Source organism: Virgibacillus byunsanensis (assembly GCF_042675965.1).
Lineage (GTDB): Bacteria > Bacillota > Bacilli > Bacillales > Amphibacillaceae > Virgibacillus_R > Virgibacillus_R byunsanensis.
On record NZ_JBHTKJ010000007.1, the window covers coordinates 258,384 to 281,936 of the forward strand.

Below are 23,553 nucleotides of genomic sequence, written 5' to 3' on the forward strand. Positions count from 1 at the left end.
GTTTTTGTTGAATCGTGTCGAGGGAATTTTAGGTAATGTTCTTGTTGTGTTGTAGACAATTACTTTTCTATGTGTAATAATAAAATTGTTGAAATATGCAACAAGCGAGGGATGGAAAATGATAAAAGCACTTCTAATTGCACCTTACAAGGGGTTAGCAGAAACAGCTAAGAAAGTGGATACCCAACAAGATTTACAGGTGGATGTTACGATAGCTAACCTTGAAGAAGGGGTAAGGGCTGCTAAATTAGCAGAACAACAGGGATATGAGTTAATCATAAGTCGTGGTGGAACGGCTACTATGATTCAGGATGAAGTTTCTATACCTGTTGTTCACATAGACATAACTGGGTATGATATGCTTCGTGTTTTCACCCTCATTCGTGGAATCAAAAAAGGGGTGGCTCTCGTTGGATATTCGAATATTTCTCAGGGTGCTGCCACAATATGTAACATATTAGAATTTGATGTGAAGATGATTACGATTGAATCCAGAAGTGAAGTGAGAGGTCATCTGGAGATGCTTAAAGAACAAGGCTTCACGGTTGTAATTGGTGATGTTATTACGGTTCAAGTTGCTGAACAAGTTGGATTGCGTGGGGTATTAATTACCTCGGGGAAAGAAGCGGTTACAGATGCTTTTGAAGAAGGAAAAAGAGTGCATAAATTCTTTCATAGGGTAAATAGCCAATCCTATTATTTCCAGGAGGCATTTCGTTCGATGCCTGTTCCTGCTATTTTGGTCAATAAACAAGGCAAACTAATTGAAAAAAATGGACGATATGAGCAAGATATTCAAGGTCATGACATTTTGAATTCCTCTACTTCCTCTAAGTTAGTTAAGCGGGTTTTGGAAAATGAAACAAATCAATGGGCTGAATTAGAGGGAGAAAATTATATATACGAAATACAAGGATTTTTGGTGAGTAAATCGGAGTCCATCGTGGGAATGATCATACATGTTTCATCGCTTCAAGCACGCACCAAAGCTATTAAAATAATAGGTGATCCTGTGCATACTCCTATTATTGGAGAAAGTGATCAGGCTGAGAGTCTGAGAAGAAATATACGTCAATTTGCAGATTCGGAAGAAACAGTATCTATTATCGGGGAAGCTGGAACGGGTAAATTTACAGTAGCACAACAAATACATTTTGAAAGGTATGGTCAAGAATCGCCTATTGTTGTTATTGAGGGTAGCTACTTGACAAACGATGCTTCGGAAATTGAAAAATTACAAACAAAACTTTTATCTATCCAACGAGGTACTGTTTTGATCAAAGACATAGAATCCGTACCTGTTGAGATACAACACGACATTCGAAGTTTATTAAGTGACATGCCACGTAGCTCGAAAGTTTTGGTTCTTAGTAAAGCCCCACTTGGTCAACGCCTTATTTCCAACACATTTGATGAAAAACTTTATCAAGAAATCTCTAAGTATTCCCTTCATCTTTTACCATTACGCGACAGAAAAGAAGATATTGGAACGTTTGTAGATTATTTTTTAACTGAATTTCATGCTGAAAATGGTAATGAAACCGTTGGGATGAAACAAGATGCCATTGAATATCTATTGCAGTTTGAGTGGTTAGGCAACCTACCTCAATTAAAACGAGTAATCAGGGAATTAAGTGTGATGACCAAAGCAAATTATATAGAACTTTTTCATGTCAAAGAGTTAATGGATAACTATCAACAAATGTTAGTAGAGAATGAGAAGAGATTACCAATTGAAGGCACGTTAAAAGAAATAGAGCAAAACGTGATTAAACAGGTTTTACAAGAAGAAGGCAACAACCAATCAAAAGCAGCGAAACGGTTGGATATTAATCGTTCTACATTATGGAGAAAGTTGAAACAGTCATAGAGTCGAATGTTAGGGGATCCGTAATGGGTTCTCTTTTTGTTTGTGAAGAAAATATATAACCTTGAACGTTATGTATATTTTCTACAGAATCAGCCATGTCCAGCTACAACTCCTAGGCTTTCGAGACATAAGCAGTTCAATTCCGTGTGGTAAAGGTATCCACACGGAATCGAACTGCTTATACCTGTCATGTCATTCTAGGTGTTTTTATTTTTGTTTATTGTTTTAAAATGCAACACTATAAAGTATTTTGTGAAAAATTATAAAAATATGTTGCATTTTATGACAACATATTTTATCATTACTAATGAAAACGCTTTACTATTATTTTTGTTTCATAATAAAACGATTACAAAACGAGGGGGATATAAAATGAAGATCAAAGCTACATTAGAAAGAATTCCAGGAGGTATGATGGTAGTTCCGTTGTTGCTTGCTGCAACACTAAATACGGTTGCACCTGATTTACTAAGGATCGGAAACTTCACACAGGCATTATTTGTCGACGGGGCAGGTGCGCTTATCGCACTATTTCTATTATGTACAGGGGCACAAATTAATTTTCGTAATGTTGGAGTTAGTTTAGGAAAAGGGGCAACATTGTTAACTACCAAATGGGTAGTTGGTGCAGCATTTGGTTTGCTTGCATACATGTTCGCTGGATCTGATGGTCTTTGGCTAGGTCTAGCACCAATTGCCATTATTGCCGCTATGACAAATAGTAATGGTGGCTTGTATGTAGCGCTAGTTGGTCAATATGGTGATAAAACAGACCGTGCAGCATATTCTTTACTAGCTTTAAATGATGGTCCTTTCTTTACGATGGTAGCACTATCTATTTTCGGAGCTATGGGATTTGTTGACGGATTGTTCTCATTCGTTTCATTTATTGCGGTATTATTACCAATTATTGTTGGTATGGTGTTAGGTAACTTAGATGAGGAAATGAGAGAGTTCTTTGATAAAGGTAGTTCCATGTTAATTCCATTCTTCGCATTTGCTTTAGGTATGGGAATTGACTTTGGAGCAATTATTGAAGGTGGATTATCTGGAATTATTCTTGGATTAGCAACAGTATTTATTACTGGTACAGCCGGTTATTTCGTATTTAAATCGCTTAAATGGAATCCGATTGCAGGGGCTGCAGAAGGTTCAACAGCAGGTAACGCCGTAGCAACTCCAGCAGCAATTGCAGCTGCTAGTGCAAGTTTTGCAGCGCATGTTGACTTGGCTACTGTACAAGTTGCTGCATCGACTGTAACAACAGCAATTCTACTTCCGTTATATATCGGGTTTTTAGTAAAACGTTTAGACAAAAAAGGTATTAAAGCACCAGATGACTTTATAGTTAATTAAAATAAATCTGTTATAAATGAGGAATCAACATGAAGGAACTAATAGGAATTATTGCAGACGATTTAACTGGGGCAAATGATAGTGGCGTTCAGCTTACCGAAAAAGGTATAAATACTTCCGTTCTTTTTGATATCCCAAAAAATAAGGATCATCTGGATAACGGAGTAGTAATCGATACGAATTCACGTGCATTGTCAAGAGAAGATGCAGCATCTAAGACGAGAGAGGCTGGCCAATTTTTAAAACAAGCAGGCTATCCAACTATTTATAAAAAAATGGATTCAACCTTAAGAGGGCATATTGGAACAGAATTGCATATTCTTTATGATGTATTTAAGCCGGAGTTTGTATGTATTGCTCCGGCATTCCCTCCGCTTGGTAGAACGACTAAAGATGGCATTCATTATGTTAATGGAGAAAAAATTGCAGATACAGAAATTTCAAAAGACCCGAAGCATCCGGTTACGGAATCGTCTATCCCAAAGATTTTAGAAAAAGAAATCGGGGAGCCAGTTGGTTTGTTGAAGATTGCTGATATTGAAGCAGATTCATCTGTTTTTTGGGAAAAAGTAAATAAATTTAAACATAATAATATAAACTATATTGTTTGTGATGCAGAGACTCAAGATCATTTACAACAAGCTGCACAAAAGATGGCTGATGTTTCAGAACGGATTATTTGGGCCGGTTCTGCTGGACTTGCTGAAGTGTTGCCAGAAGTACTGGGAATCAATCAACATACAGACCAACGGACTTTTTCCGAATCTGGCCGTGTCATGACGGTTTGTGGGAGTTTATCACAAGTTACCCAGGATCAAGTAAAGTTTGCGGCAAGTCAGCCAAATGTAACTGCTGTGGAATTAAACACGTTGCAAGTTTTTGAGAATGATTGGACAACACTAAGAGAAAGTATTATTGCTGATTCTCTTAAAGCATTAGAAGAAGGAAATGATATCGTTCTGTATGTTCCTTCCAATCAGGAAATAAGAGAAAACGTAAAGAAAGTCGGTAAAAAACGAAAGCTAACAGATAACCAAATCGGAGAAAAGATCTCTGGAGCTATTGGTGAAATTGTAGCAATTATCACCGAAGCAAATAAAGATCTTACGGGTCTCGTGCTGACAGGCGGAGATACAGCGAAAGACACCTCACGTCACTTAGGTGGGATTGGTTTCCGTTTGATAAAGCAAATCGAAGCAGGTATTCCTTTAGGTACGTTAATCGGTATGGATTTGGAATATAAAGTCGTAACAAAAGCAGGAGCATTTGGAAAAAAAGATTCCATTTATCATGCGATGCAGGAATTGAAGGGAGTTCATAAAAAATGAGTAAAAAACCAATAGTAGGAATTACTATGGGGGATGCATCAGGAGTAGGTCCAGAGATTATTGTGAAAAGTCTACAAAGCAATCACGTATATGAGCAGTCACATCCGATTGTGATTGGGGATGCAAAAATGCTAACGCGTGCTGCAGAGATTTTAAAGACGGATATTACTATTACAAAAGTAGATGGTAATTCGGATTTCACAACAACTAATGCGGGTGAAATTGCATGTTATGATTTAGATTTACTTCCTGAAGATCTACCTTTTGGACAGGTCTCCTCTGAAGCTGGAAATGCTGCATTTGAATATTTAAGAACTGCCATTGAACTCGCAAATAGTGAGCAAATTGACGCTATTTGTACCGCACCTTTAAACAAAGAAGCATTGCATAAAGGTGGACATATTTATCCGGGACACACAGAAATCTTGGCGGAGTTAACAGATACGAAAGATTTCTCTATGATGTTGTCTTCACCTAAGTTAAAAGTAATTCATGTAACCACACATGTGGGTATTATCGATGCTATCAATATGATTAATCCAGAACGTGTTTATAAAGTTATTCGGTTAGCCCATGAAACGCTAACTAACTCCGGTGTCAAACAGCCTAAAATAGGGGTATGTGGGATTAATCCTCATGCCGGAGAAAATGGATTGTTTGGTTATGGTGAAGAAGAGGAGAAAATTATTCCCGCGGTTGAACGTGCTACGGAAGAAGGACTAGATGTAGAAGGGCCACTACCGGCTGATACGTTATTCTTCCGAGCGCAACGTGGTGACTTTGATATCGTACTTGCCATGTATCACGACCAGGGTCATGGTCCAATCAAGGTATTAGGACTAGAAGCTGGAGTGAATATAACAGTTGGGTTACCAATTATTAGAACCAGTGTTGACCATGGAACCGCTTTTGATATCGCCGGTACAGGGATAGTAGATGAAAGAAGCATGTTAGAAGCGTTAAGACAAGCAATTGAGCTAGCACCGGAGAAGTAGGTGGGAGGGTGCACTGTCACTTCCCAATTTTGTTGAAAGGTGCCGAATAACGAAATAGGTATATAAAGACTGTTAGTAGTTAACTGCTAACAGTTTTTATATTGAGTTTATCATTGGATAAGAAATAGCTGTGGCTGTATAGTTGAAAGTAATAAAGTATGAAAGAAAGGATGATCGGTTTGCAACAACAAATTAAACTTGTGAAAAGGCCAGTGGGTACACCCGTGAAAGAGGACTTTGAATTTGTTCAAGCACCAATCGGTGAACCGGCAGAAGGTGAAGTGCTGATTCGAACCATCTATATCTCGGTTGACCCATATTTGAGAGGCAGAATGAATGATGTGAAATCTTACATTCCGCCATTTGAGTTGGATTCCGTAATTACGAGCGGTGTAATCGGTCAAGTCGTCAAGTCAAAATCTGCTAAGTTTGCAGAAAAGGATGTTGTAACTGGTTCACTCGGATGGCAGGAATATTCAGTTGCGAAAGACTCTTCTATTCGAAAAATTGATACAAATCTTGCGCCTGCCTCTGCCTATTTAAGTGTGCTAGGTATGACAGGGTTAACCGCTTATTTTGGATTGTTGGATATAGGACAGCCTAAAGAAGGTGAAACGGTTGTTGTGTCAGGAGCGGCTGGTGCTGTTGGGTCAGTTGTTGGTCAGATCGCAAAAATTAAAGGCGCGCGTGTTGTCGGGATCGCTGGTTCTGATGAAAAAATAAAATACCTTAAGAATGAACTTGGGTTGGATGCAACGGTTAATTATAAAACAGATGATGTGAAGACTGCTTTAGCTGAAAAGTGCCCTGATGGAATTGATGTGTATTATGAAAATGTTGGTGGGGAAATAGGTGATGCCGTACTTCCATTACTTAATAAATTTGCGCGTATCCCAGTTTGCGGAGCGATCTCGGCTTATAATAATGAGGAAGCTGATATTGGTTTACGCGTTCAGAGCTACTTGATCAAAACAAGTTCAGTGATGAAAGGCTTTACTGTTGGTGATTATGCTTCCCGTTTCAAAGAAGGATCACAAGCATTAGCAAAATGGCTGCAAGAAGGGAAATTGCAATATGAAGAAACCATTACAGATGGGTTCGATCAGACAATTGATGCATTTCTTGACTTGTTTAAAGGTGCAAACCTTGGGAAAGCAATTGTAAAAGTATCTGAATTGGAGTAAAAGGTTGGTGCGTTTCCGTTAACGGGACGTACCTTATTTTTTGATTAGATGAAAAAATTCCTTCTACGCATTGAATATTTTATTTATTGCTATTAGTGTGAAAATATAGGAAAATAGAGTAAGAATCTACTCTGTACGGTAGTAGGTTTACATATTGATTCAAGGAGGAATGGGATGCTAGTCAAAAATGATTACTTAGATAAGAATCATGTTGTGTTTGTGAATGAAAATGACAGCATACAAAGTGTAATGATAAAACTGGAGGAAACGGGATATAGATGTATTCCAGTTTTAGACCAGGCAGAAAAGAAATATGTAGGAAATATTTATAAAGTGGATTTGTTGGAATATGAAAAGGAAAATTTATTAGACGGTCCAGTAACTGAACTCATTTCTGATCGGGAAAATAGTTATGTTAAGAGTGATGACGCATTTTTTAAAGTGTTCTCATCTATTAAAAGATTGCCATTTCTTGCAGTTGTTGACGAGGACAAAGAGTTTCTAGGAATATTAACTAATGGTAATGTCATTCAAGTGCTGGAAAACGCTTGGGGTGTTCACAACGGTAGTTATTCCTTTACAATTGGAACCATTGAGTATTCTGGAGTGTTACGGAAAATGCTGAAGATCATTAATAAGTATTGTAATGTACAGAGTGTTATTTCACTCAATAATAATTCAAAATACGTAAGAAGAGTCTGTATCGTGCTACCAAAAGAAGTAGACGAGGCAATGGCCAAAGAAATTGAAAAAGACTTGGATAAGAATAATTTTACTGTTACAGATATTGAGAAGTTGAATTAGGTGCCTGTCACTTCCTGGTTTATGTGGGCTGTGTCAAATAAAGATTAATATAATTACTTAACTTTGCAGGCTGAAATAGACAGGTATGCCTTGATGTGGTTGGGTAAAAATGCAATCCATTGTTTTAGTTGACTTTGAGGGAGTCTTTTCATTTTCTTGTTACTCTTTTTCAGGGTATCTTCAAGAAGCTCGATTAATTGCTAAAAGTGCGATAGCCCAACCGAGATCATTTATTTTATCACAAAATTCATAAAACATGCCGCCTAGTGTCCGTTGGTCGGTACTACACCGATTTTACCAAGAAAATACAATGTATCTGGCAAAAACGATTGTCGTATTTGCTACACTTCAACTGATACTAGCCTTACAGGCATCTTAATGAACTACGTTTTTCTAGATGCGAAAGTTGAGTAATTAAAAAACTGCTAAAAATAATGGTTCTATAGTAAACCATTATTTTTAGCAGTTTTTTAATATTGCCAGATTTATTTTTAATACTGCTTGGAAGTGAGTGTAAATATTTTTTAAAATTTACAAAATTTATAATATTGGTATTGACAGAATATTGTGGATTGTATACAATGTTCAATATAATTAAAAATACTAATAAGGTAGGTGTGTGTATGGAAAATAATTTTGAAAAAGGTTTAAAAGTGAGACGTAGTGTACTCGGTGAAGACTATGTTAATAAATCACTGAACAATGCTACTGATTTTAACAGACCAATGCAACAATTGGTGACAGAATATTGTTGGGGAGAGATTTGGACTCGACCAGGACTAGAGAAAAAAACTCGTAGTCTGCTAAACTTAGCCATTTTAACTGCTCTTAACAGACCTCATGAATTTAAAACTCATACAACTGGAGCTCTAAGAAATGGTTGTACTCCTGAGGAAATTCAAGAGGTTTTGCTCCAGTGCGCAATATATGTAGGTGTTCCTGCTGCGGTAGATAGTTTTAGAACAGCTAATGAAATAATTTCGGAACATTTACAAGAAAATAACACTTGATTGGTGGGATTCTGTGGCAGAATTTGATTTACTAACTTTATCTCAAAAAATAGCAGAAGACATTGCTACTAAAATTGTTGAAGGGACTTTCAAACCTGAAGATCGTTTAATTGAAAATGAATTAACAGAAATCTATGGTACTAGTCGTTCACCAATTAGAGAAGCACTTTATTCACTAGAAAACCAAGGTATTGTTGAACGCATCCCGAGAAAAGGCGTAATCGTAAAAAAGCATACCAAAAAAGAAATATTTGATTTGTATGATGCGGTTTATATTATACAAGTAAATATTCTAAAGCAATCAGTGGAAACTTTACAGACTGAACAAGTTAATGATCTTTATAGTGTATTAGAACAAATGGAGAAAGCTATTGAGAAAGCTAATTTTGAGGAGTGTTTTTTACTAATCGAGGATTTACAACTCAAAATTTTTGAATTACCCGGTAACACTGTAATTATTGATTTATACCAGAAATTGAATAAACGTTGGACTACGTTTCGTTACCTAACGCTATCCCATCCTGAGAGTTTAATCAGATCAATGCAGGAATATAAGGAACTAGTGAAGGGATTAGAAGAGAAAGATTATAAGTGTATTGAAGTAATTTTAGAGAAGAAAAAAAATAGGGGATTATCTATATTAGAGAAAATTGTAACAGAATAGGTCATACTATTGAGCTCCCAACTTTTTAAATATAAGGAGGACGATACATGGATAACTTAACTGAGATAGGAATTATAGGTGTTGGTAATATGGGTCATCATTTTGCTAGACGTTTTCTAAATAATGGCTATAAATTGGTAATTTATGATAAAAATCAAGAAGCTTTGAGTTATTTTGAAAATGAAAACGCATACATTGCTGATTCACCAAAAGAAGTGGCAGACAGGGTAGAAATAGTATTTGTTAGTCTCCCAACTCCTGCAATTGTTAAACAGGTTGCCATGGGGGAAAATGGAATTATTTTTGGTAATAAAATTAATACCTATGTTGACCTATCTACGACTGGACAAAAAGTAGGGATAGAAGTTGCAAAAGGCTTAGAGGAAAAAGGAATAAGAACTTTAGATGCACCTGTGAGTGGAGGGGTGCAAGGTGCTGTAAAGGGTACTTTAGCTGTTATGGCATCTGGTGAAAAAATTGTTTTTGAAAAGATTAGCCCCATGTTAAATATAATTGGAAAAAACGTGTTTTACGTTGGTAATAAGATTGGTCAGGCACAAATAGTAAAAGTTGCTAACAATTTATTGTCTGGTGCAGCCTTAGCCATAACTTCTGAAGCAGTTGTTTTAGGGAAAAAGGCAGAAATAGATCCAGAAGTATTAATTTCAATTTTTAATGCGGGTAGCGGTAGAAATACGGCAACTACTGATAAATTTCCTAAATCTATCTTAACAGGTAAGTTTGATTACGGATTTACTACAGATTTAATGTATAAGGATTTAAAACTTTGTATGGAGTTAGCGGAGGAACTAGATGTACCGATGTGGTTAGGAAGTGGTGTTACTCAATTATGGAAATACGCTGTTACTCAAGGCGGTGGTAATCGTGACTTTACTACCATTGTGAATTATTTAGAAGAAATGGTCGGTATTGCAGAGGACCAGCCAGCTAATACGTAAATATAAAAAATTTACTGATGAAGAGGAGTGAATAAATGAGTACAATCACTAGTATTAAGCAAAATTGGTACAAGAAGGTACAAAATGACATTGAATTACAAAATATGATTAACTCCCATTCTTTCTCATTTCTATTAAAAATTGGAGAGGGAAGTTTTATCTGGACGGTAGAAAATAAGTCTATTTTTTACGAAGATACAGTTACAATTGACAATGTTTGGGATTTTACAATAAATATACCTGAAGAAGCATGGAACAACTTCCTAGCACCAGTTGCCCCAGCCTTTCATAACACGTTGCAGGCGATGATTGCAAAGGTAGAAGGAGTAACAATTGATGGAAACCGATTAAGATGGGCACAGTCAATTAATATTATTGAGAGAATTTTGTATTTAGCACGTGAGAGTAATCCACATCCAGTTAACGGGGAAAGTGGTTATGATCCGCAATCAATAAATGGCCACTATGTATCCATGGGTGTAAATGGAGAAGATTATGTAACCTACTATGAAGAGGCTGGTCAGGGTCAACCTGTTATTTTCCTACATACTGCAGGTTCTGATTCAAGGCAATATAAGCATTTACTAGGCAACAAAGAATTACAAAAAAAATGGCACATGTTTGCGTTTGATTTACCTTATCATGGAAAATCGGAACCGCCTCAAGGATGGTGGAAAAAACCATATAGATTAACAACTGAATTATATACAGAATGGATATTCAACTTCATGAAGGCTACTAATTTATTCGATAAGAAACCAATTATATCCGGTTCATCTATGGGAGGAGCAATTGTTTTATATCTAGCAGATAAATATGGAGATTTATTTAAAGGAGTAATCTCATTAGAAGGTGGTTTTGGATCTGCGGGAAGAAAAGTAAAATGGACGAATCATCCGCAAGTACATGCAGGACAATTCTTGTCTTCGTGGGTTGCAGGCCTAATGTCACCTGAAAGCCCAGAGAATTATCGCAGATTAGTACTTTGGGAGTACTCTCAAGGAGGACCTGGAGTTTATCAAGGTGATACTTACTTTTATAGTCATGACTTTCCAGATTTATCTAAACATATTGGTAAAGCAAAGTGTCCTTTGTGGATCTTATGTGGTGAGTATGATTATTCTTGTACTCCGGAAATGAGTGAAGAGGCAGCCAAAAGAATGAATGGAACCTTTGTCAAAATGGAACGAATGGGTCATTTCCCTATGTCTGAAAATCCAATTGGATTTCTGGAATATTTTAAACCAATTCTAGAAGAAGCTTCAAAATAGGAGGAGAAAGGGGGGGTAGAATGGGTGAAGATATTTATGAAGTCTATGCAATTAAGTATGCAACCAGAGATGCAATAGCACATGAACATTTTCATGGGAGTACAGACCCCCATGAAAACTACTCTATGCCAATGGATTACTATATATGGATTGCAAAATCCAAAAAACATACCATTGTTATTGATGTTGGTTTTAATGAATCTGTTGCAAAAAAGAGAAACCGTACTTTTTTGCGATGTCCTATTAAGTCCTTGGAACAACTAGGAATTAAAGTAGAGGATATTCCTTATGTAATAGTTACACATATGCATTATGATCATATAGGGAATTTAGAGAAGTTTCCAAATTCTAAATTTGTACTGCAGGAAACTGAAATGGCATTTTGGACAGGAAAATATGTTTCCCGAAAAGAGTATAGGCAATTAGTGGAGGTAGAAGATGTACTTCATCTAGTAAAAGAAAATTTTGACGGGAAGGTTAATTTTATTTCTGGAGATAAGGAGATTGTTCCTGGTATTACAGTATATAACGCTGGTGGTCACTCTCCAGGATTACAATTTGTAAAGGTTAAAACTAATCAGGGGAATGTAATCTTAACTTCTGATGTGAGCCATTATTATAAAAATCTTGAAGAAGATCGCCCATTTAATGTTGTTCATGATCTAGCAAAAATGTATGATGCTTTCGATTTGATTCGTTCAGTGAGTGACCCTTCATCAATCATTGTTCCTGGACATGATCCTTTGGTGATGGAAAGATTTCAAGCAGCTAGTCCTGAACTGGAAAATATTATTGTGAAAATAAGTTGATAAAAATACGTAATACACTTTGAGTGAGGTGTTCACTATTATAATAGTTAAAGATTTGAGTGTTAGTTTTGGAGCAATTAAAGCCTTAAGCAATGTGACTTTATCTATCAATGATGACTCGGATATATGTGGAATAATTGGTCCAAATGGTGCTGGGAAATCTACATTATTATCGGTAATAGCTGGGGAAGTTAGTCCAAGTGGTGGAACAGTCGAATTGTTCGGTGATTCAAACAAAAAAAAATTAAATCCTGAGACAGTAAATAGAAAAGGGATTTCCCGTACATTTCAGATACCACGTCCTTTCTTTGGCTTAACTGTAGAAAGAAATATAGTTACTTGTGGTTTAGGTGTTAATAACTTAAATGATTCACAAGAAAAAGCAAAACGATTACTGAAAATTCTTGAATTAGATAAGCATGCTCATTCAACTGCTGGTCAATTGAATTTAGCAGGGCGGAAAAGATTAGAACTTGCAAAAGCTTTAATGACTGAACCAAAGGTTTTATTATTGGATGAATTATTTGAAGGACTTAACGAACAAGAAGTTGATAGTCTAGTAAATATTGTGAAAAATGAAATTGCTTCTTCCTCTATTAAAGTAGTATTGGTTGAACACGTTATCAGTGCACTTCGGAAATTAGCTAACAAAGTATATGTGCTTAACCAGGGAGAATTAATTGCTGAAGGTGAAACAGAGGAAGTTTTATCAGATGAAGTTGTAATTGAAGCATACCTAGGTAAGCAGAAGGTCTAGCAAACTATTTACTCAGTTGTAAGTGATATTATATGCGCTTTATAACTTACTAATTTTATCTGGTTCTAATATAACAGAAAGGAGAGAAGGAATACTTCTTTAGGCAAGGTATATGAGATTAACCGATAAGAGGAGGAAAGTGGATTATGGAAAAAAATATAAGGAAGATTGTTACATTTATTGATAAGACACTAGTTGAAGGTGAAAAAGAAGTAGAAAACCCATGGATTATAGCAACAGCTGCAGCAGTAATTCATGATGAATATGCTTCAGAATTTCAGGAAGATCTATCTCCTTTAATTGACACTTATAGTAACTACTTATCTGAAGTTTTAAGTAGTGAAATAGAGAAAGCTACCGGATGGGATTTAAAAGATACAGAAGGTGTTGGAAAAGCAGCAGTCGTAGGATTAAATGTTGAGGTTGAGCATGGATGTGCTATTGCTCATAACCTTAAGTTTGGAACACCTGTACGAAATAAAATGAAAGGATTGGAAGGTCTTGTTTCATCAGAATATCGAACTGGGCCTGGTGGATCCATCATAGTTCCCTTGAAGCATAAAGATGATCACAAGCTGAGAGCACATCATATGAGTGTAATGTTTAGCATTCCTGATGCTCCACGACAAGATGAAATTGTAATAGCTCTTTCAATCTCAAATACTGGGAGACCATTCGCTAGAATAGGGAGTCCAAGTACCGATAGTGTATAAAAAATGTAAATGAAAGGATGAAAATTTTGAAAAATAAAATTAATTTTTTATCAATATCAGTTTGTTTTATGTTTTTCCTTTTGTTTGTCGCAGGTTGTAGTAGTGCCTCAAATTCTGATGGTGAAGATTCCGGTTCAGATTCCGGTTCAGATTCCGGTGCCGATGTAGATACGGTTAAAGTTGCAGTTATTGCACCTTTAACCGGACCATTTGCCCAAAATGGAGAGAATGTTGTCAAAGGTACTGAGTTAGCAATTGAAGAAATTAATAATAATGGAGGGATTAAATCTCTAGATGGTGCACACCTTGAATTAATAACTGCAGATGCAGGTAGTGCCGATCCAAGTCATGCAGCTTCAGTAACGCGTAGGGTAATTCAAGAAAACCCAGATTTGACAGCGGTAATAGGATTATGGGCTAGTGCCTATACTGTTGCAGCTAGTACAGTTACAGAACAGGAAAAGATACCAATGCTATCACAGTCGTTTACAGATGAAATAACTGATAGAGGATATGAATATGTCTTTCAATTCCCAGAGAAAGCTAGTGTGATGGGAGAATTGGCAGTTGATGCTTTGATGGATTTAAGCCAAACACATAATCAGGAAATAAAGACAGTTGCGATAGTAGCAGATAATCAATCTTCTAATAAAACTGTAGGGCAGGCGACTGCAAAACAATTTAAGGAACTAGGGGTGGATGTTCCGGTAGAAGAATATTATCAACCAGGGATAACTGATGCGACTAGTATGAGTACAAAAATTTTAAATCCAGATCCAGATCTTGTATATGTTGGAGGAGCAATTGCTGATGTAAGTATGATCATGAAAACACTTCGTGGGATGGGTTATGAAGGAACGTTCCTCGGTAATGGTGGTGCATACGTAATCAAAGAATTTAAAGAAGCTACAGGCGATGCTGGAAATGGCTCTTTTGCAACAGTCGGATGGAACTGGGATTTCCCTTATGATGGTGCAGAGGAATTTAACCAAAAGTATATGGATGAGTTCGATGAACCTTTTGCACCACAAGAAGCCGGGGAGGACTATGCGATGGTGTACGCACTTAAAGAAGCTCTTGAAACAGCTGGAACTTCCAATCCAGAGGAGGTACGGGATGCAGTAGCTAACTTAGATATTCCTTCGATTATGACAGGAGGAAATATTAGTTTTGATGAAACAGGTATGAACGCAGACGTTATTCCGGCTCTAGTTGAATGGATTGATGGTGTACCAAGAACTGTTTATCCAAAGGAAATATCTAGTACAGAACCAATATTCAAAGTTAATTAAAATTATCATATTTAATTACATCATTTTGAAGGATAGTATCCTTCAAAATGATGTAATAAAAAATAAAGTAGGTGAAAATATTTGAAAGCAATACTGGAGACGCATGATTTAAAGGTTCAATATGGAGAGGTAGTCGCTGTAGACAATTTGAGTATTACTGTACCAATTGGTGAATCTGTTGGCCTCATTGGACCGAATGGAGCAGGTAAAACAACATTATTAAAAGCATTATCAGGAGTGTTACCAGTATCAAAAGGCAATGTAAAATATATGGACAAAGATGTGACATCTAAGAAGTCGTATGAAATGTCCAGAATGGGAGTAAGTTTAATTCCTGAAGGACGATTACCATTTGCTTCCTTAACTGTTAAAGAGAATTTATTACTTCCTGCATATTCAATAAAATTAAATAAAAACGAAATAAAGGAACATTTGGAATTTGTGTATGATCTATTTCCTAGACTAAAAGAAAGAAGTAACCAAAAAGCAGGTAACTTGAGCGGTGGAGAACAGCAAATGATGGTTATCTCTAGAGCCTTGATGATGAGACCTAAAGTTTTATTGATTGACGAGCCTTCACTAGGATTGGCTCCAATTATAATTGAGCAAATTTACGAAGTAATTCCAAAGTTACTTAAAACAGATTTGTCAATTTTATTGGTTGAACAATCCTCTGAATTAGCATTATCTGTTTGTTCAAATATTTATGTGATGAGAGAAGGAAAAATGGTGCACTCTGGAAACGCTGATAGGCTTAATAAGTCAGAATTAGCGGAATACTATTTAAGGTAGGTGATATTGTGGATATGTTGTTGCAAGTCATAACTAATTCTATAATGCTAGGGTTCGTTCTTGTAATAGTTGCATTAGGTTTATCATTAATATTTGGTATCTTAGACATAGTCAACTTTGCACATGGTGGACTATTAATTTCAGGGGGCTACTTAACCTATGTTTCATGGTCTATAATAGGCGGTCATCCCTTTTTCTCCATTATCCCTGCAATGTTAATGCTAACTGTTATTGGCATTTTACTATATTATTGCTATCTACGATTTATCCCTGCTGATGATTCTGTTCGACAGATACTTGGCTTAATTGGTTTTAATATTGTTATGGAAAATTTGATATTAATGATATTTGGGTCAGAGTCAATTAGCATGAACAATGAGTCAGTATATATCCATGTAGGGTCACTAGTAATCTATAAATCGTATTTAATTGCTGCAGTGTTATCTTTAATAATGGTAGCAATAACATTTTTTATATTATATAGAACAACATTAGGCACAAAAATTAGAGCAGTTGCAGATAATCCAATTGCATCAGGCATGGTGGGAATTAATAGGTCATTCATTTATTTAGTTGCACTTTGTATCGGGTTTGCACTTACTGGAGCAGCGGGTGGTATAATTTCTACTTACTATACACTTACTCCTGCCGGCGGTCTTCCTTTTGTAATATTAGCGTTTACCGCAGTAGTATTAGGTGGATTAGGTAACTTATTTGGTACAATAGTTGGTGCTTTTATAGTATCATTCGTACAAAACTTTACAGCAGTTTATTTAGCACCGGAATTAGAATTTGTAATGTTATTTCTAGTATTTATGACCGTTGTAGTACTTAGGCCACAAGGTTTGATGGGAGGGAGAGCATGATATTCAAGAAATTAAGCTATTTAATGATAATTATAGGGTTTGTAGTATCTATTATTTTACCTTTTGTATTTCAATCAAATGGATATCTGCTTGACATATTTATTTCCATTATGATCTGGTCTGCTGTTGCTCAAAGCTGGATTTTGTTAGCCGGTAATGGAGGAATGTATTCACTAGGACATATAGCGTTCTTTGGACTTGGGGCATATACTACAGCATATTTTGCATCATGGGGAATTCCCACAATATTTAGCTTTCCAGTAGCTATGTTAGTTTCCGGAATAGTTGCACTAATGTTAGGATTTTTCGTTTGTCGGCTTTCTGGTCATTATTTTTCATTAGTTACTTTTGTTTTTACAATAGGAATGGGAGTGCTATTTAGATATTATGATAAATATACTGGTGGAGATTACGGCATAACCATTCCATTAAAGATAAGCCCTTCTGGATTCCTAAATATGTCTTGGGATAGTCAGTTACCATATTACTTTTTAGCTTTATCCGTTACGATTTTCAGTACGTTTATTATTTGGATGTTGACTAAATCTAGTTTTGGTTATAAATTATCAGCTATTCGTGAAGATATGAGGGCAGCAAGGGCTGTAGGTATAAGAGTCTTTAGAATACGGTTAATAACCTTTTGCGTTAGTGCGAGCTTAGCAGCATCTGCTGGAACAGTATATGTTTCTTATTTTAGGCTAATTGAACCTAATACAGCATTCAGTTTTCATACCGCTTTAAATCCTATTATTTATTCTATCGCCGGTGGAATCGGAAACTTATTTGGGGGAATAATTGGTGCGGTAATATTAGTCCCATTATCATCTTATTTAAATAAATTTGCTGCAGATTTTCCTGGAATTGACCGAGTTGTTTACGGATTAATTCTAATGTTAATTATATTATTTCTTCCAAAAGGAATTCTAGGTTTGCTAGACAGGTGGAAAAATAAAAAAGAAAGTAAAAAGGAAAAAGAAATACAATCTCTTAAAAAAGGTGCTTGATTTTTTCACAAGAGAAATGGAGGGAAATAGAAATGACAAATAAGGGTACTCATTATTTTGGATCCTTTATTAATGGTATCGAGAAATCTAAAGAAGGCAGGGATGAAATAGAGGTCTTAAATCCCTATAATAACGAACTAATTGGTGAAATATCTTGTGCCACTATAGATGATGTTAATGAAGCTGTCGAAAATGCTGATGATGTATTTCACGAATCAATGAAGAAGGTGCCAGCTTATAAACGTTCAGAAATATTACGAAAAACTGCTGATCTATTAGAATCAAGAAGTGAGGAATTTACCAAATTGCTTTCATTAGAGGCTGGTAAACCTATTGGAGAAAGTCGAGGAGAGGTGGCTCGAGCTATCCAGGTTCTGAGATTTTCCTCTGAAGGAGCTAAGTCAATTTATGGAGAACAAATTCCAATGGACAGTGCAGTGGGTGGTGAAAACCAAATTGGGATTACTAAACGTGTGCCTTTAGGCGTAGTTGCTGCAATAACACCATTTAATTTCCCATTAAACCTCGTGCTTCATAAGGTAGCTCCTGCCATTGCAGCGGGTAACACAATCGTATTGAAACCAGCTGAAAAAACCCCACTTTCTCCAGTATTGCTTTATAAATTATTTGAAGAAGCTGGATTGCCTAAAGGAGCGTTTAATATTGTAATGGGCACTGGTCAAGAGCTGGTTAAACCACTCGTTACACATTCTAAAGTTAAAAAAGTTACATTTACAGGTAGTGGTGTAGTAGGCTGGAAAATAAATGAAATGGCCAAAAAGAAAAAAGTTACATTAGAATTAGGTGCAAATGCACCAAACATTATTTTTGAAGATGGGGATCTTGATGTAGCAGTAAATGCTATTGTTATGGGAGGTTTTACATATGCTGGTCAAACATGTGTTTCAGCACAACGAATTTATGTGCATCAGGAAGTTCATGATCAGTTTAAGGAAAAACTCGTTAAAAAAATTAAAGCATTAAAAACAGGAGACCCTTTAGATGAATCCACAAATGTTGGTCCAATGATTACTGAAGATGCTGCGGTAAGAGCTGAATCATGGATAAAAGAAGCGGTTGATCAAGGAGCAAACGTCTTAACAGGAGGTAAAAGAGATGGAGGAATACTAGAGCCAACTGTAATAGATGATGCCAATCCAGAAATGAAAGTTGTATGTGCTGAAGTGTTTGCGCCAATCGTAAGTATATTACCATTTAAATCAGAAGAAGAAGTAATAGAGTATGCAAATGATACTGATTTAGGGATACATGCAGCAGTTTTTACTTGTGATATTAACCGTGCTATGCGTTTAGCAGATTCTCTAGAAGCTAGCGGTGTATGGATCAACGATGTATCAACTCGCCGTTATGACCACATTCCTTACGGTGGAATTAAGAACAGTGGAATAGGAAAAGAAGGGGTCAAATATGCTATCGAAGAGATGACAGATATCAAGTTTATTGGAATTAAACTATATTAAGAGATGCCACTGTCACTTCCTGATTTATGTTGAAAATTGCCGAATTGAATGCTAGTTGTATGAATACAATACTGAAACGAAGTGATCACTTTCATTTCGGGGAAAAGTATGGTTAATAAAGTTATCTATCTTGTTATCTATCTTAATATAGAATAAAACTGGTGCTACCTAATTTAGGTTAGCAGTAGCATCAATTTTTCTATCTATTTCTTAAAAGGAAAGACAATTGGTTGAATTAGTGCTCCTGTTGCTCCTTTAATTGGCATCACTTTTCCAATAAATCCAACTTGATAGATTTTTTCTTTTGCAAGCTCATTGAGAAAAACAAGTTCTATAATTGGAATGCCGGCCTTTGCAAGCAAATACGTGTGAACTGGAAATTCATGCACTCCTTTTGGTGGGTCTTGCTCAAGTGCAACGTTATCTGCGCCGATAACCATTGCACCGAGTCCAGCAAGAAATTCTGCACCTTCTAAATTTAAACCCGGAGAATTGGATAAGTACTTTAATATGCTTCAACAGAAGCAATAAATACTACGTTATTAATTGCTTTCAGCAGGTTTGAAAGGTAACGTGATTCGTTTCCTAGCACCGCTAGTTATTAGTGATGAAGAATTATCAAAAGGAATGAAGATTTTAGAAAAGGTATTTGATTAAAGAGGTTTAGTGTGTAGAGCAATATTATCTAACTTAAAAGGAGTGTAAAGCAAATGTCAAATACGTTTAGCGTGTATAACCCTGCCACTGGTGATTTAGTTAAGGATGTCAAAGTCAATTCAGAAGATGAGATCAAACAGGCAATTAAAAGTGGTCATGAAAGTTTTAAAAAATGGTCAGCCATTAATGCACACGAGCGTTCAAGATTATTACGAAGATGGTCTCAAAAGATACAAGAAAATAAAGAATCAATAGCAGAAATAATGACTATGGAGAACGGTAAGCCACTAAAGGAATCGTTGGGAGAAGTTGATTATGCAACCAGTTATATTGATTGGTATGCTGAGGAAGCAAAAAGAATCTATGGCCGTACAATCCCAGCATCCAGTGAATCTAAACGAATTATTGTTAATAGACAACCAATTGGACTAGTCGCAGCGATTACACCTTGGAATTTCCCAGCTGCAATGATGACTCGAAAAGCCGCACCTGCTTTAGCAGCCGGGTGCACGTTTATTGTTAAACCAGCGATGGAGACTCCTCTAACAACTATTCGATTAATTGAACTTGCTCATGAAGCTGGTATTCCAACTGATGCAGTTCAATGTGTGAATGGAAAAGGTAGTGTGGTTGGTGAATTGTTTACCAGTAGTGAGTTCGTGCGAAAAATTACCTTTACTGGTTCCACACCTGTTGGCAAACAGCTGATTAAAAACAGCGCCGATACTGTGAAACATGTCACTATGGAATTAGGAGGACACGCGCCACTAATTGTATCTGAGGATGCTGATCTTGATTTTGCAGTTACACAGACAGTTGCTTCTAAGTTCAGGAATGCAGGACAGACTTGTGTCTGCGCCAATCGTATTATCGTACATGAAAGTATCGTGGATGTTTTCGCAGAGAAGTTAGCAAAAGAAGTTCAAAAATTAACAATAGGTAATGGTACCGAAGAAGGAATTGATATAGGACCAATTATTAATAAGAAAGGCTATGAAAAGATTGTATCTCAAGTAAATGATGCAATTGAAAAAGGTGCTCAAGTTTTAACTGGGAACGAGTACAATATAGATGATGAAAAAGGTTTTTACTTTGTACATCCAACCGTTTTAAAAAATGTAGATTCTAGCATGACTATTATGGATGAAGAAACATTCGGTCCAGTAGCACCTATTACAAGTTTCAAGGACATGGAAGAGGCAGTTGAAGTTGCCAATAGTACACCAAATGGCCTTGCTGCTTACTTCTTTACGAATAATTATAAAACCGGTACTTACCTACATGAGCACTTGAACTTTGGTATTATCGGTTGGAATGATGGAGGCCCTTCAGCTGCCCATGCACCATTTGGAGGCATGAAAGAAAGTGGACTCGGGCGAGAAGGTGGAACAGAAGGAATAGAACCATACCTAGAAACCAAGTACCTATCTATCGGTAACTTGTAGGAGGGAGGGTGTATAGAGAGGTGCCTGTCACTTCCCGTTTTATGTTGAATGTTATCGAATGGATGAGTAGTTAAGAAAAGCTGTTAGGATATCCTAGTAGCTTTTTAAATTTTGGGGTTTATCCTGTTTAGTATATAATCGTAGTTGAGTAATACATCAAACACCTTGGAGGATAAAGATGACAAAAGATAAAAACTACAAAAAAGTACTAGAAAACTTGAATCCTATTGAAGCGGTAAAGGGTAAAGAAAAGCACTTTTCTGAGAAAAAATACCTTACCAAATTACTTAAATATGCAAAAAAAATGGGAGTGAAGGTTTCTTATTATAGCCTACTTTTATTTTATTCATTTAAAAGTCCTACTACACCAAAGTCTGCTAAATTGACGATTGCTGGAGCTCTTGGGTATTTAATCTTTCCGGTAGATCTTATTCCGGATTTTGTACCTGTAGTAGGTTTCACGGATGATATTACCGTTATTGTTTATGCGTTATATAGTGTAATATCCCATATTGACGCCCCGGTAAAACAGCAAGCACATGAGAGAATGATTATGATTTTCGGTGATAACTATGATGAGCACGGAGAAATAGAAGAAAAGTTTAAATCAAAATAGGTGCCTGTCACTTCCTGGTTTATGTTGAATGGTGTCGAATAGATAATTTTAGTTTAGAGATGCTAGAGCCCGTATGCATATTATTGATGCATGTGGTTCTAGCATTTTTTTATAAAACATTCAAAATATGAAGCTTTTAATATAGTTAACTTACAAGGGAATAGAAATCTATCTATTAGAAGTTTTTTACCAACCACAAATGATATTATAACCGGGCGCTTAGCAGGGGCAGAAGCACTCTTACGTTGGGAATGTGATCTAGGTAAAATCAAGCCTGATGAGTTTATACCAGTTGCTGAAGATAGTGGTTTAATCATTCCGATAGGCGAGTGGGTATTGCGGGAAACTTGCAGACACACAAAGTTTTTTAAGGAAAAGGGACTCACAACTTTCCCGATTTCGGTTAATATATCAACCAAGCAACTAATGAATCCACATATAGTTGAGCGGATAGAAAGGATTCTTTTCGAGGAAAAGGTTGATCCCAAACTGATAACACTTGAAATAACTGAATCTGCGCTTTTATTTTATGAAGATGCTAAGGAAAGTATCTTTGAATTACGTAAACTGGGAGTAGGGATTTCTTTGGACGATTTTGGTGTAGGATACTCATCCCTTAGTATGATTAGAAATATTAGAATTGATGAATTAAAGATTGATAAATCATTTCTAAATGATGCATTAGTTGACAGCAGAGTCCGTTCGTTACTAAAAACTATCATTTCAATTGGGAAAAGACTAGAGGCAAAGGTAATTATAGAAGGAATTGAAACAGCGGAAGAGCTGGATATCTTAATGGAGCAGGACGTCTATGGACAAGGATACTTTTATAGTCACCCCTTACCCGTTCACGAATTTGCAGAATGGTATCTTAAAGGTGCCTGTCACTTCCCAGTTTTTAGCGATTAATGTCGAATGAAATTATGTAAAAAGCCACTCAAACTTGGGTGGCTTTTTACATAGCGAGATTGTATTCAGTTTCCTACAAGATAATATGCAATAAAATCAGAAAAAACATCATTAATCCTAGTCGTAAATGTGTTATGCGTTTCCTCCAGGAGGGTTTGATTCGTCGCATCCATCCACTTATAACAACTCCAACTCCAACTAAAACACTGCCTGTCAAAAGTCCACTTACTATTTTCATGTTTTTCCAGTCAAATCCGAATTGATTAATGACAAGAGTCGCGTGTATAACGATTAGGAGTAATGCAGTCGTACCGATCCACCTGTGAAACGGTAGAATTCTTTTGGATAAATTCGCATATTTGATTTTTTTGCTTCTAGTTGTAGAGGAACGGATGGTGGAAAAAACCGCGTGACGGGTCCAATTGAATAGTATTAATATCAATGCCACCATACCAAACAGAATATGTATGTGAAGTTGTGGGAATGCATAGTTGGTGGAAATTTTCCATGCAGCCACAATCAGTAGTAAGAAATTAAAATAAAACCACTTGTTCATAAGTTCCTCCATAGAGAGAGTATACTATTTATTTCCTTCTCACAGGGTGATTGTATCATATAATCGGTCTACAAGATCCGATTATCATAGATAACTGGGTGAATCAGTTTGTTCAGTTTTCAAAATGGATGGTTTTAAAGATATTTTGGGGGGACAAAAAGCCTAAGGATCTAAATTTTTTACTACATGAAAAGGGTATTGCAATCTATTCAATT

23 protein-coding genes and 1 pseudogene are annotated in these 23,553 nt (G+C 36.3%); 21 read left to right on the top strand and 3 right to left on the bottom strand.

The annotated features are described in order from the left end of the window. The first annotated feature begins 118 nt into the window (after window positions 1-118). The 6 genes from ACFQ3N_RS02905 (at window position 119) to cbpA (ending at window position 7,537) form a co-directional block, all read left to right on the top strand. Window positions 119-1,870: a PrpR N-terminal domain-containing protein gene (locus ACFQ3N_RS02905; protein WP_390359370.1), complete on the top strand. Its 1,752-nt coding sequence runs from the start codon at window positions 119-121 to the stop codon at window positions 1,868-1,870. 372 nt (window positions 1,871-2,242) lie between these two features. Continuing rightward, the gene (locus ACFQ3N_RS02910; protein WP_390359372.1) at window positions 2,243-3,226 is read left to right on the top strand and encodes a 2-keto-3-deoxygluconate permease; all 984 of its coding nucleotides are present in this window, start codon (window positions 2,243-2,245) and stop codon (window positions 3,224-3,226) included. Window positions 3,227-3,255: 29 nt separating this feature from the next. Further along, window positions 3,256-4,554: a four-carbon acid sugar kinase family protein gene (locus tag ACFQ3N_RS02915; RefSeq protein WP_390359374.1), complete on the top strand. Its 1,299-nt coding sequence runs from the start codon at window positions 3,256-3,258 to the stop codon at window positions 4,552-4,554. Then, the gene (pdxA, locus tag ACFQ3N_RS02920; protein WP_390359376.1) at window positions 4,551-5,549 is read left to right on the top strand and encodes a 4-hydroxythreonine-4-phosphate dehydrogenase PdxA; all 999 of its coding nucleotides are present in this window, start codon (window positions 4,551-4,553) and stop codon (window positions 5,547-5,549) included. Before ACFQ3N_RS02915 ends, pdxA begins: the two co-directional genes overlap by 4 nt. Window positions 5,550-5,719: 170 nt before the next feature. Continuing rightward, window positions 5,720-6,733: an NADP-dependent oxidoreductase gene (locus tag ACFQ3N_RS02925; RefSeq protein ID WP_390359775.1), complete on the top strand. Its 1,014-nt coding sequence runs from the start codon at window positions 5,720-5,722 to the stop codon at window positions 6,731-6,733. A gap of 174 nt (window positions 6,734-6,907) precedes the next feature. Further along, window positions 6,908-7,537, top strand: a complete 630-nt coding sequence (gene cbpA / locus ACFQ3N_RS02930) for a cyclic di-AMP binding protein CbpA (protein WP_390359378.1) — start codon at window positions 6,908-6,910, stop codon at window positions 7,535-7,537. Between the two features lie 53 nt (window positions 7,538-7,590). Here the strand turns inward: cbpA and ACFQ3N_RS20440 are convergent. Further along, window positions 7,591-7,882 (bottom strand): annotated as a pseudogene (locus ACFQ3N_RS20440) (IS4 family transposase); the annotation flags it as partial. A 131-nt stretch (window positions 7,883-8,013) separates the two neighbouring features. On the opposite strand from ACFQ3N_RS20440, the gene ACFQ3N_RS02935 reads away from it, so the two are divergent. The 12 genes from ACFQ3N_RS02935 (at window position 8,014) to ACFQ3N_RS02990 (ending at window position 19,155) form a co-directional block, all read left to right on the top strand. Next, the gene (locus tag ACFQ3N_RS02935; RefSeq protein ID WP_390359380.1) at window positions 8,014-8,547 is read left to right on the top strand and encodes a carboxymuconolactone decarboxylase family protein; all 534 of its coding nucleotides are present in this window, start codon (window positions 8,014-8,016) and stop codon (window positions 8,545-8,547) included. Between the two features lie 13 nt (window positions 8,548-8,560). Further along, window positions 8,561-9,211, top strand: coding sequence for a GntR family transcriptional regulator (locus ACFQ3N_RS02940; protein ID WP_390359382.1), 651 nt, complete (start codon window positions 8,561-8,563; stop codon window positions 9,209-9,211). Between the two features lie 47 nt (window positions 9,212-9,258). Beyond that, the gene (locus ACFQ3N_RS02945) at window positions 9,259-10,170 is read left to right on the top strand and encodes an NAD(P)-dependent oxidoreductase (RefSeq protein ID WP_390359384.1); all 912 of its coding nucleotides are present in this window, start codon (window positions 9,259-9,261) and stop codon (window positions 10,168-10,170) included. A gap of 35 nt (window positions 10,171-10,205) precedes the next feature. After that, window positions 10,206-11,441 (top strand): alpha/beta fold hydrolase, encoded by a 1,236-nt coding sequence (locus ACFQ3N_RS02950; RefSeq protein ID WP_390359386.1) that lies wholly within the window; start codon window positions 10,206-10,208, stop codon window positions 11,439-11,441. A gap of 20 nt (window positions 11,442-11,461) precedes the next feature. Continuing rightward, the gene (locus ACFQ3N_RS02955; RefSeq protein ID WP_390359388.1) at window positions 11,462-12,250 is read left to right on the top strand and encodes an N-acyl homoserine lactonase family protein; all 789 of its coding nucleotides are present in this window, start codon (window positions 11,462-11,464) and stop codon (window positions 12,248-12,250) included. Between the two features lie 55 nt (window positions 12,251-12,305). Further along, window positions 12,306-13,007, top strand: a complete 702-nt coding sequence (locus ACFQ3N_RS02960) for an ABC transporter ATP-binding protein (protein ID WP_390359390.1) — start codon at window positions 12,306-12,308, stop codon at window positions 13,005-13,007. Window positions 13,008-13,153: 146 nt separating this feature from the next. Continuing rightward, window positions 13,154-13,720, top strand: a complete 567-nt coding sequence (locus tag ACFQ3N_RS02965; protein WP_390359392.1) for an amino acid synthesis family protein — start codon at window positions 13,154-13,156, stop codon at window positions 13,718-13,720. 26 nt (window positions 13,721-13,746) lie between these two features. After that, the gene (locus ACFQ3N_RS02970) at window positions 13,747-15,012 is read left to right on the top strand and encodes an ABC transporter substrate-binding protein (protein ID WP_390359394.1); all 1,266 of its coding nucleotides are present in this window, start codon (window positions 13,747-13,749) and stop codon (window positions 15,010-15,012) included. An 81-nt stretch (window positions 15,013-15,093) separates the two neighbouring features. Further along, complete coding sequence (locus ACFQ3N_RS02975) at window positions 15,094-15,804, top strand: ABC transporter ATP-binding protein (RefSeq protein WP_390359396.1); 711 nt, start codon at window positions 15,094-15,096, stop codon at window positions 15,802-15,804. Window positions 15,805-15,818: 14 nt separating this feature from the next. Further along, window positions 15,819-16,670, top strand: a complete 852-nt coding sequence (locus ACFQ3N_RS02980) for a branched-chain amino acid ABC transporter permease (RefSeq protein WP_390359777.1) — start codon at window positions 15,819-15,821, stop codon at window positions 16,668-16,670. Further along, window positions 16,667-17,674, top strand: coding sequence for a branched-chain amino acid ABC transporter permease (locus tag ACFQ3N_RS02985; protein ID WP_390359398.1), 1,008 nt, complete (start codon window positions 16,667-16,669; stop codon window positions 17,672-17,674). The genes ACFQ3N_RS02980 and ACFQ3N_RS02985 overlap by 4 nt, the downstream gene beginning before the upstream one ends. 32 nt (window positions 17,675-17,706) lie before the next feature. Then, a complete protein-coding gene (locus ACFQ3N_RS02990) occupies window positions 17,707-19,155 on the top strand; it encodes an aldehyde dehydrogenase family protein (protein ID WP_390359400.1) in 1,449 nt (482 codons plus the stop codon). 203 nt (window positions 19,156-19,358) lie between these two features. Here ACFQ3N_RS02990 and ACFQ3N_RS02995 read toward each other — a convergent pair whose 3' ends face one another. Next, a complete protein-coding gene (locus tag ACFQ3N_RS02995) occupies window positions 19,359-19,595 on the bottom strand; it encodes a hypothetical protein (protein WP_390359401.1) in 237 nt (78 codons plus the stop codon). A 270-nt stretch (window positions 19,596-19,865) separates the two neighbouring features. Between ACFQ3N_RS02995 and ACFQ3N_RS03000 the strand changes: the two genes are divergently transcribed. The 3 genes from ACFQ3N_RS03000 (at window position 19,866) to ACFQ3N_RS03010 (ending at window position 22,782) form a co-directional block, all read left to right on the top strand. Next, window positions 19,866-21,257: an NAD-dependent succinate-semialdehyde dehydrogenase gene (locus ACFQ3N_RS03000; protein ID WP_390359403.1), complete on the top strand. Its 1,392-nt coding sequence runs from the start codon at window positions 19,866-19,868 to the stop codon at window positions 21,255-21,257. Window positions 21,258-21,435: 178 nt separating this feature from the next. Continuing rightward, on the top strand, window positions 21,436-21,873 hold the full coding sequence (locus ACFQ3N_RS03005) for a YkvA family protein (RefSeq protein ID WP_390359405.1): 438 nt from the start codon (window positions 21,436-21,438) through the stop codon (window positions 21,871-21,873). 207 nt (window positions 21,874-22,080) lie between these two features. Continuing rightward, entirely contained in the window at window positions 22,081-22,782 is a 702-nt protein-coding gene (locus tag ACFQ3N_RS03010; RefSeq protein ID WP_390359779.1) for an EAL domain-containing protein, read from the top strand. Window positions 22,783-22,855: 73 nt separating this feature from the next. Here the strand turns inward: ACFQ3N_RS03010 and ACFQ3N_RS03015 are convergent, their stop codons facing one another. Next, window positions 22,856-23,338, bottom strand: coding sequence for a hypothetical protein (locus ACFQ3N_RS03015; RefSeq protein ID WP_390359407.1), 483 nt, complete (start codon window positions 23,336-23,338; stop codon window positions 22,856-22,858). Window positions 23,339-23,553: the final 215 nt, after the last annotated feature.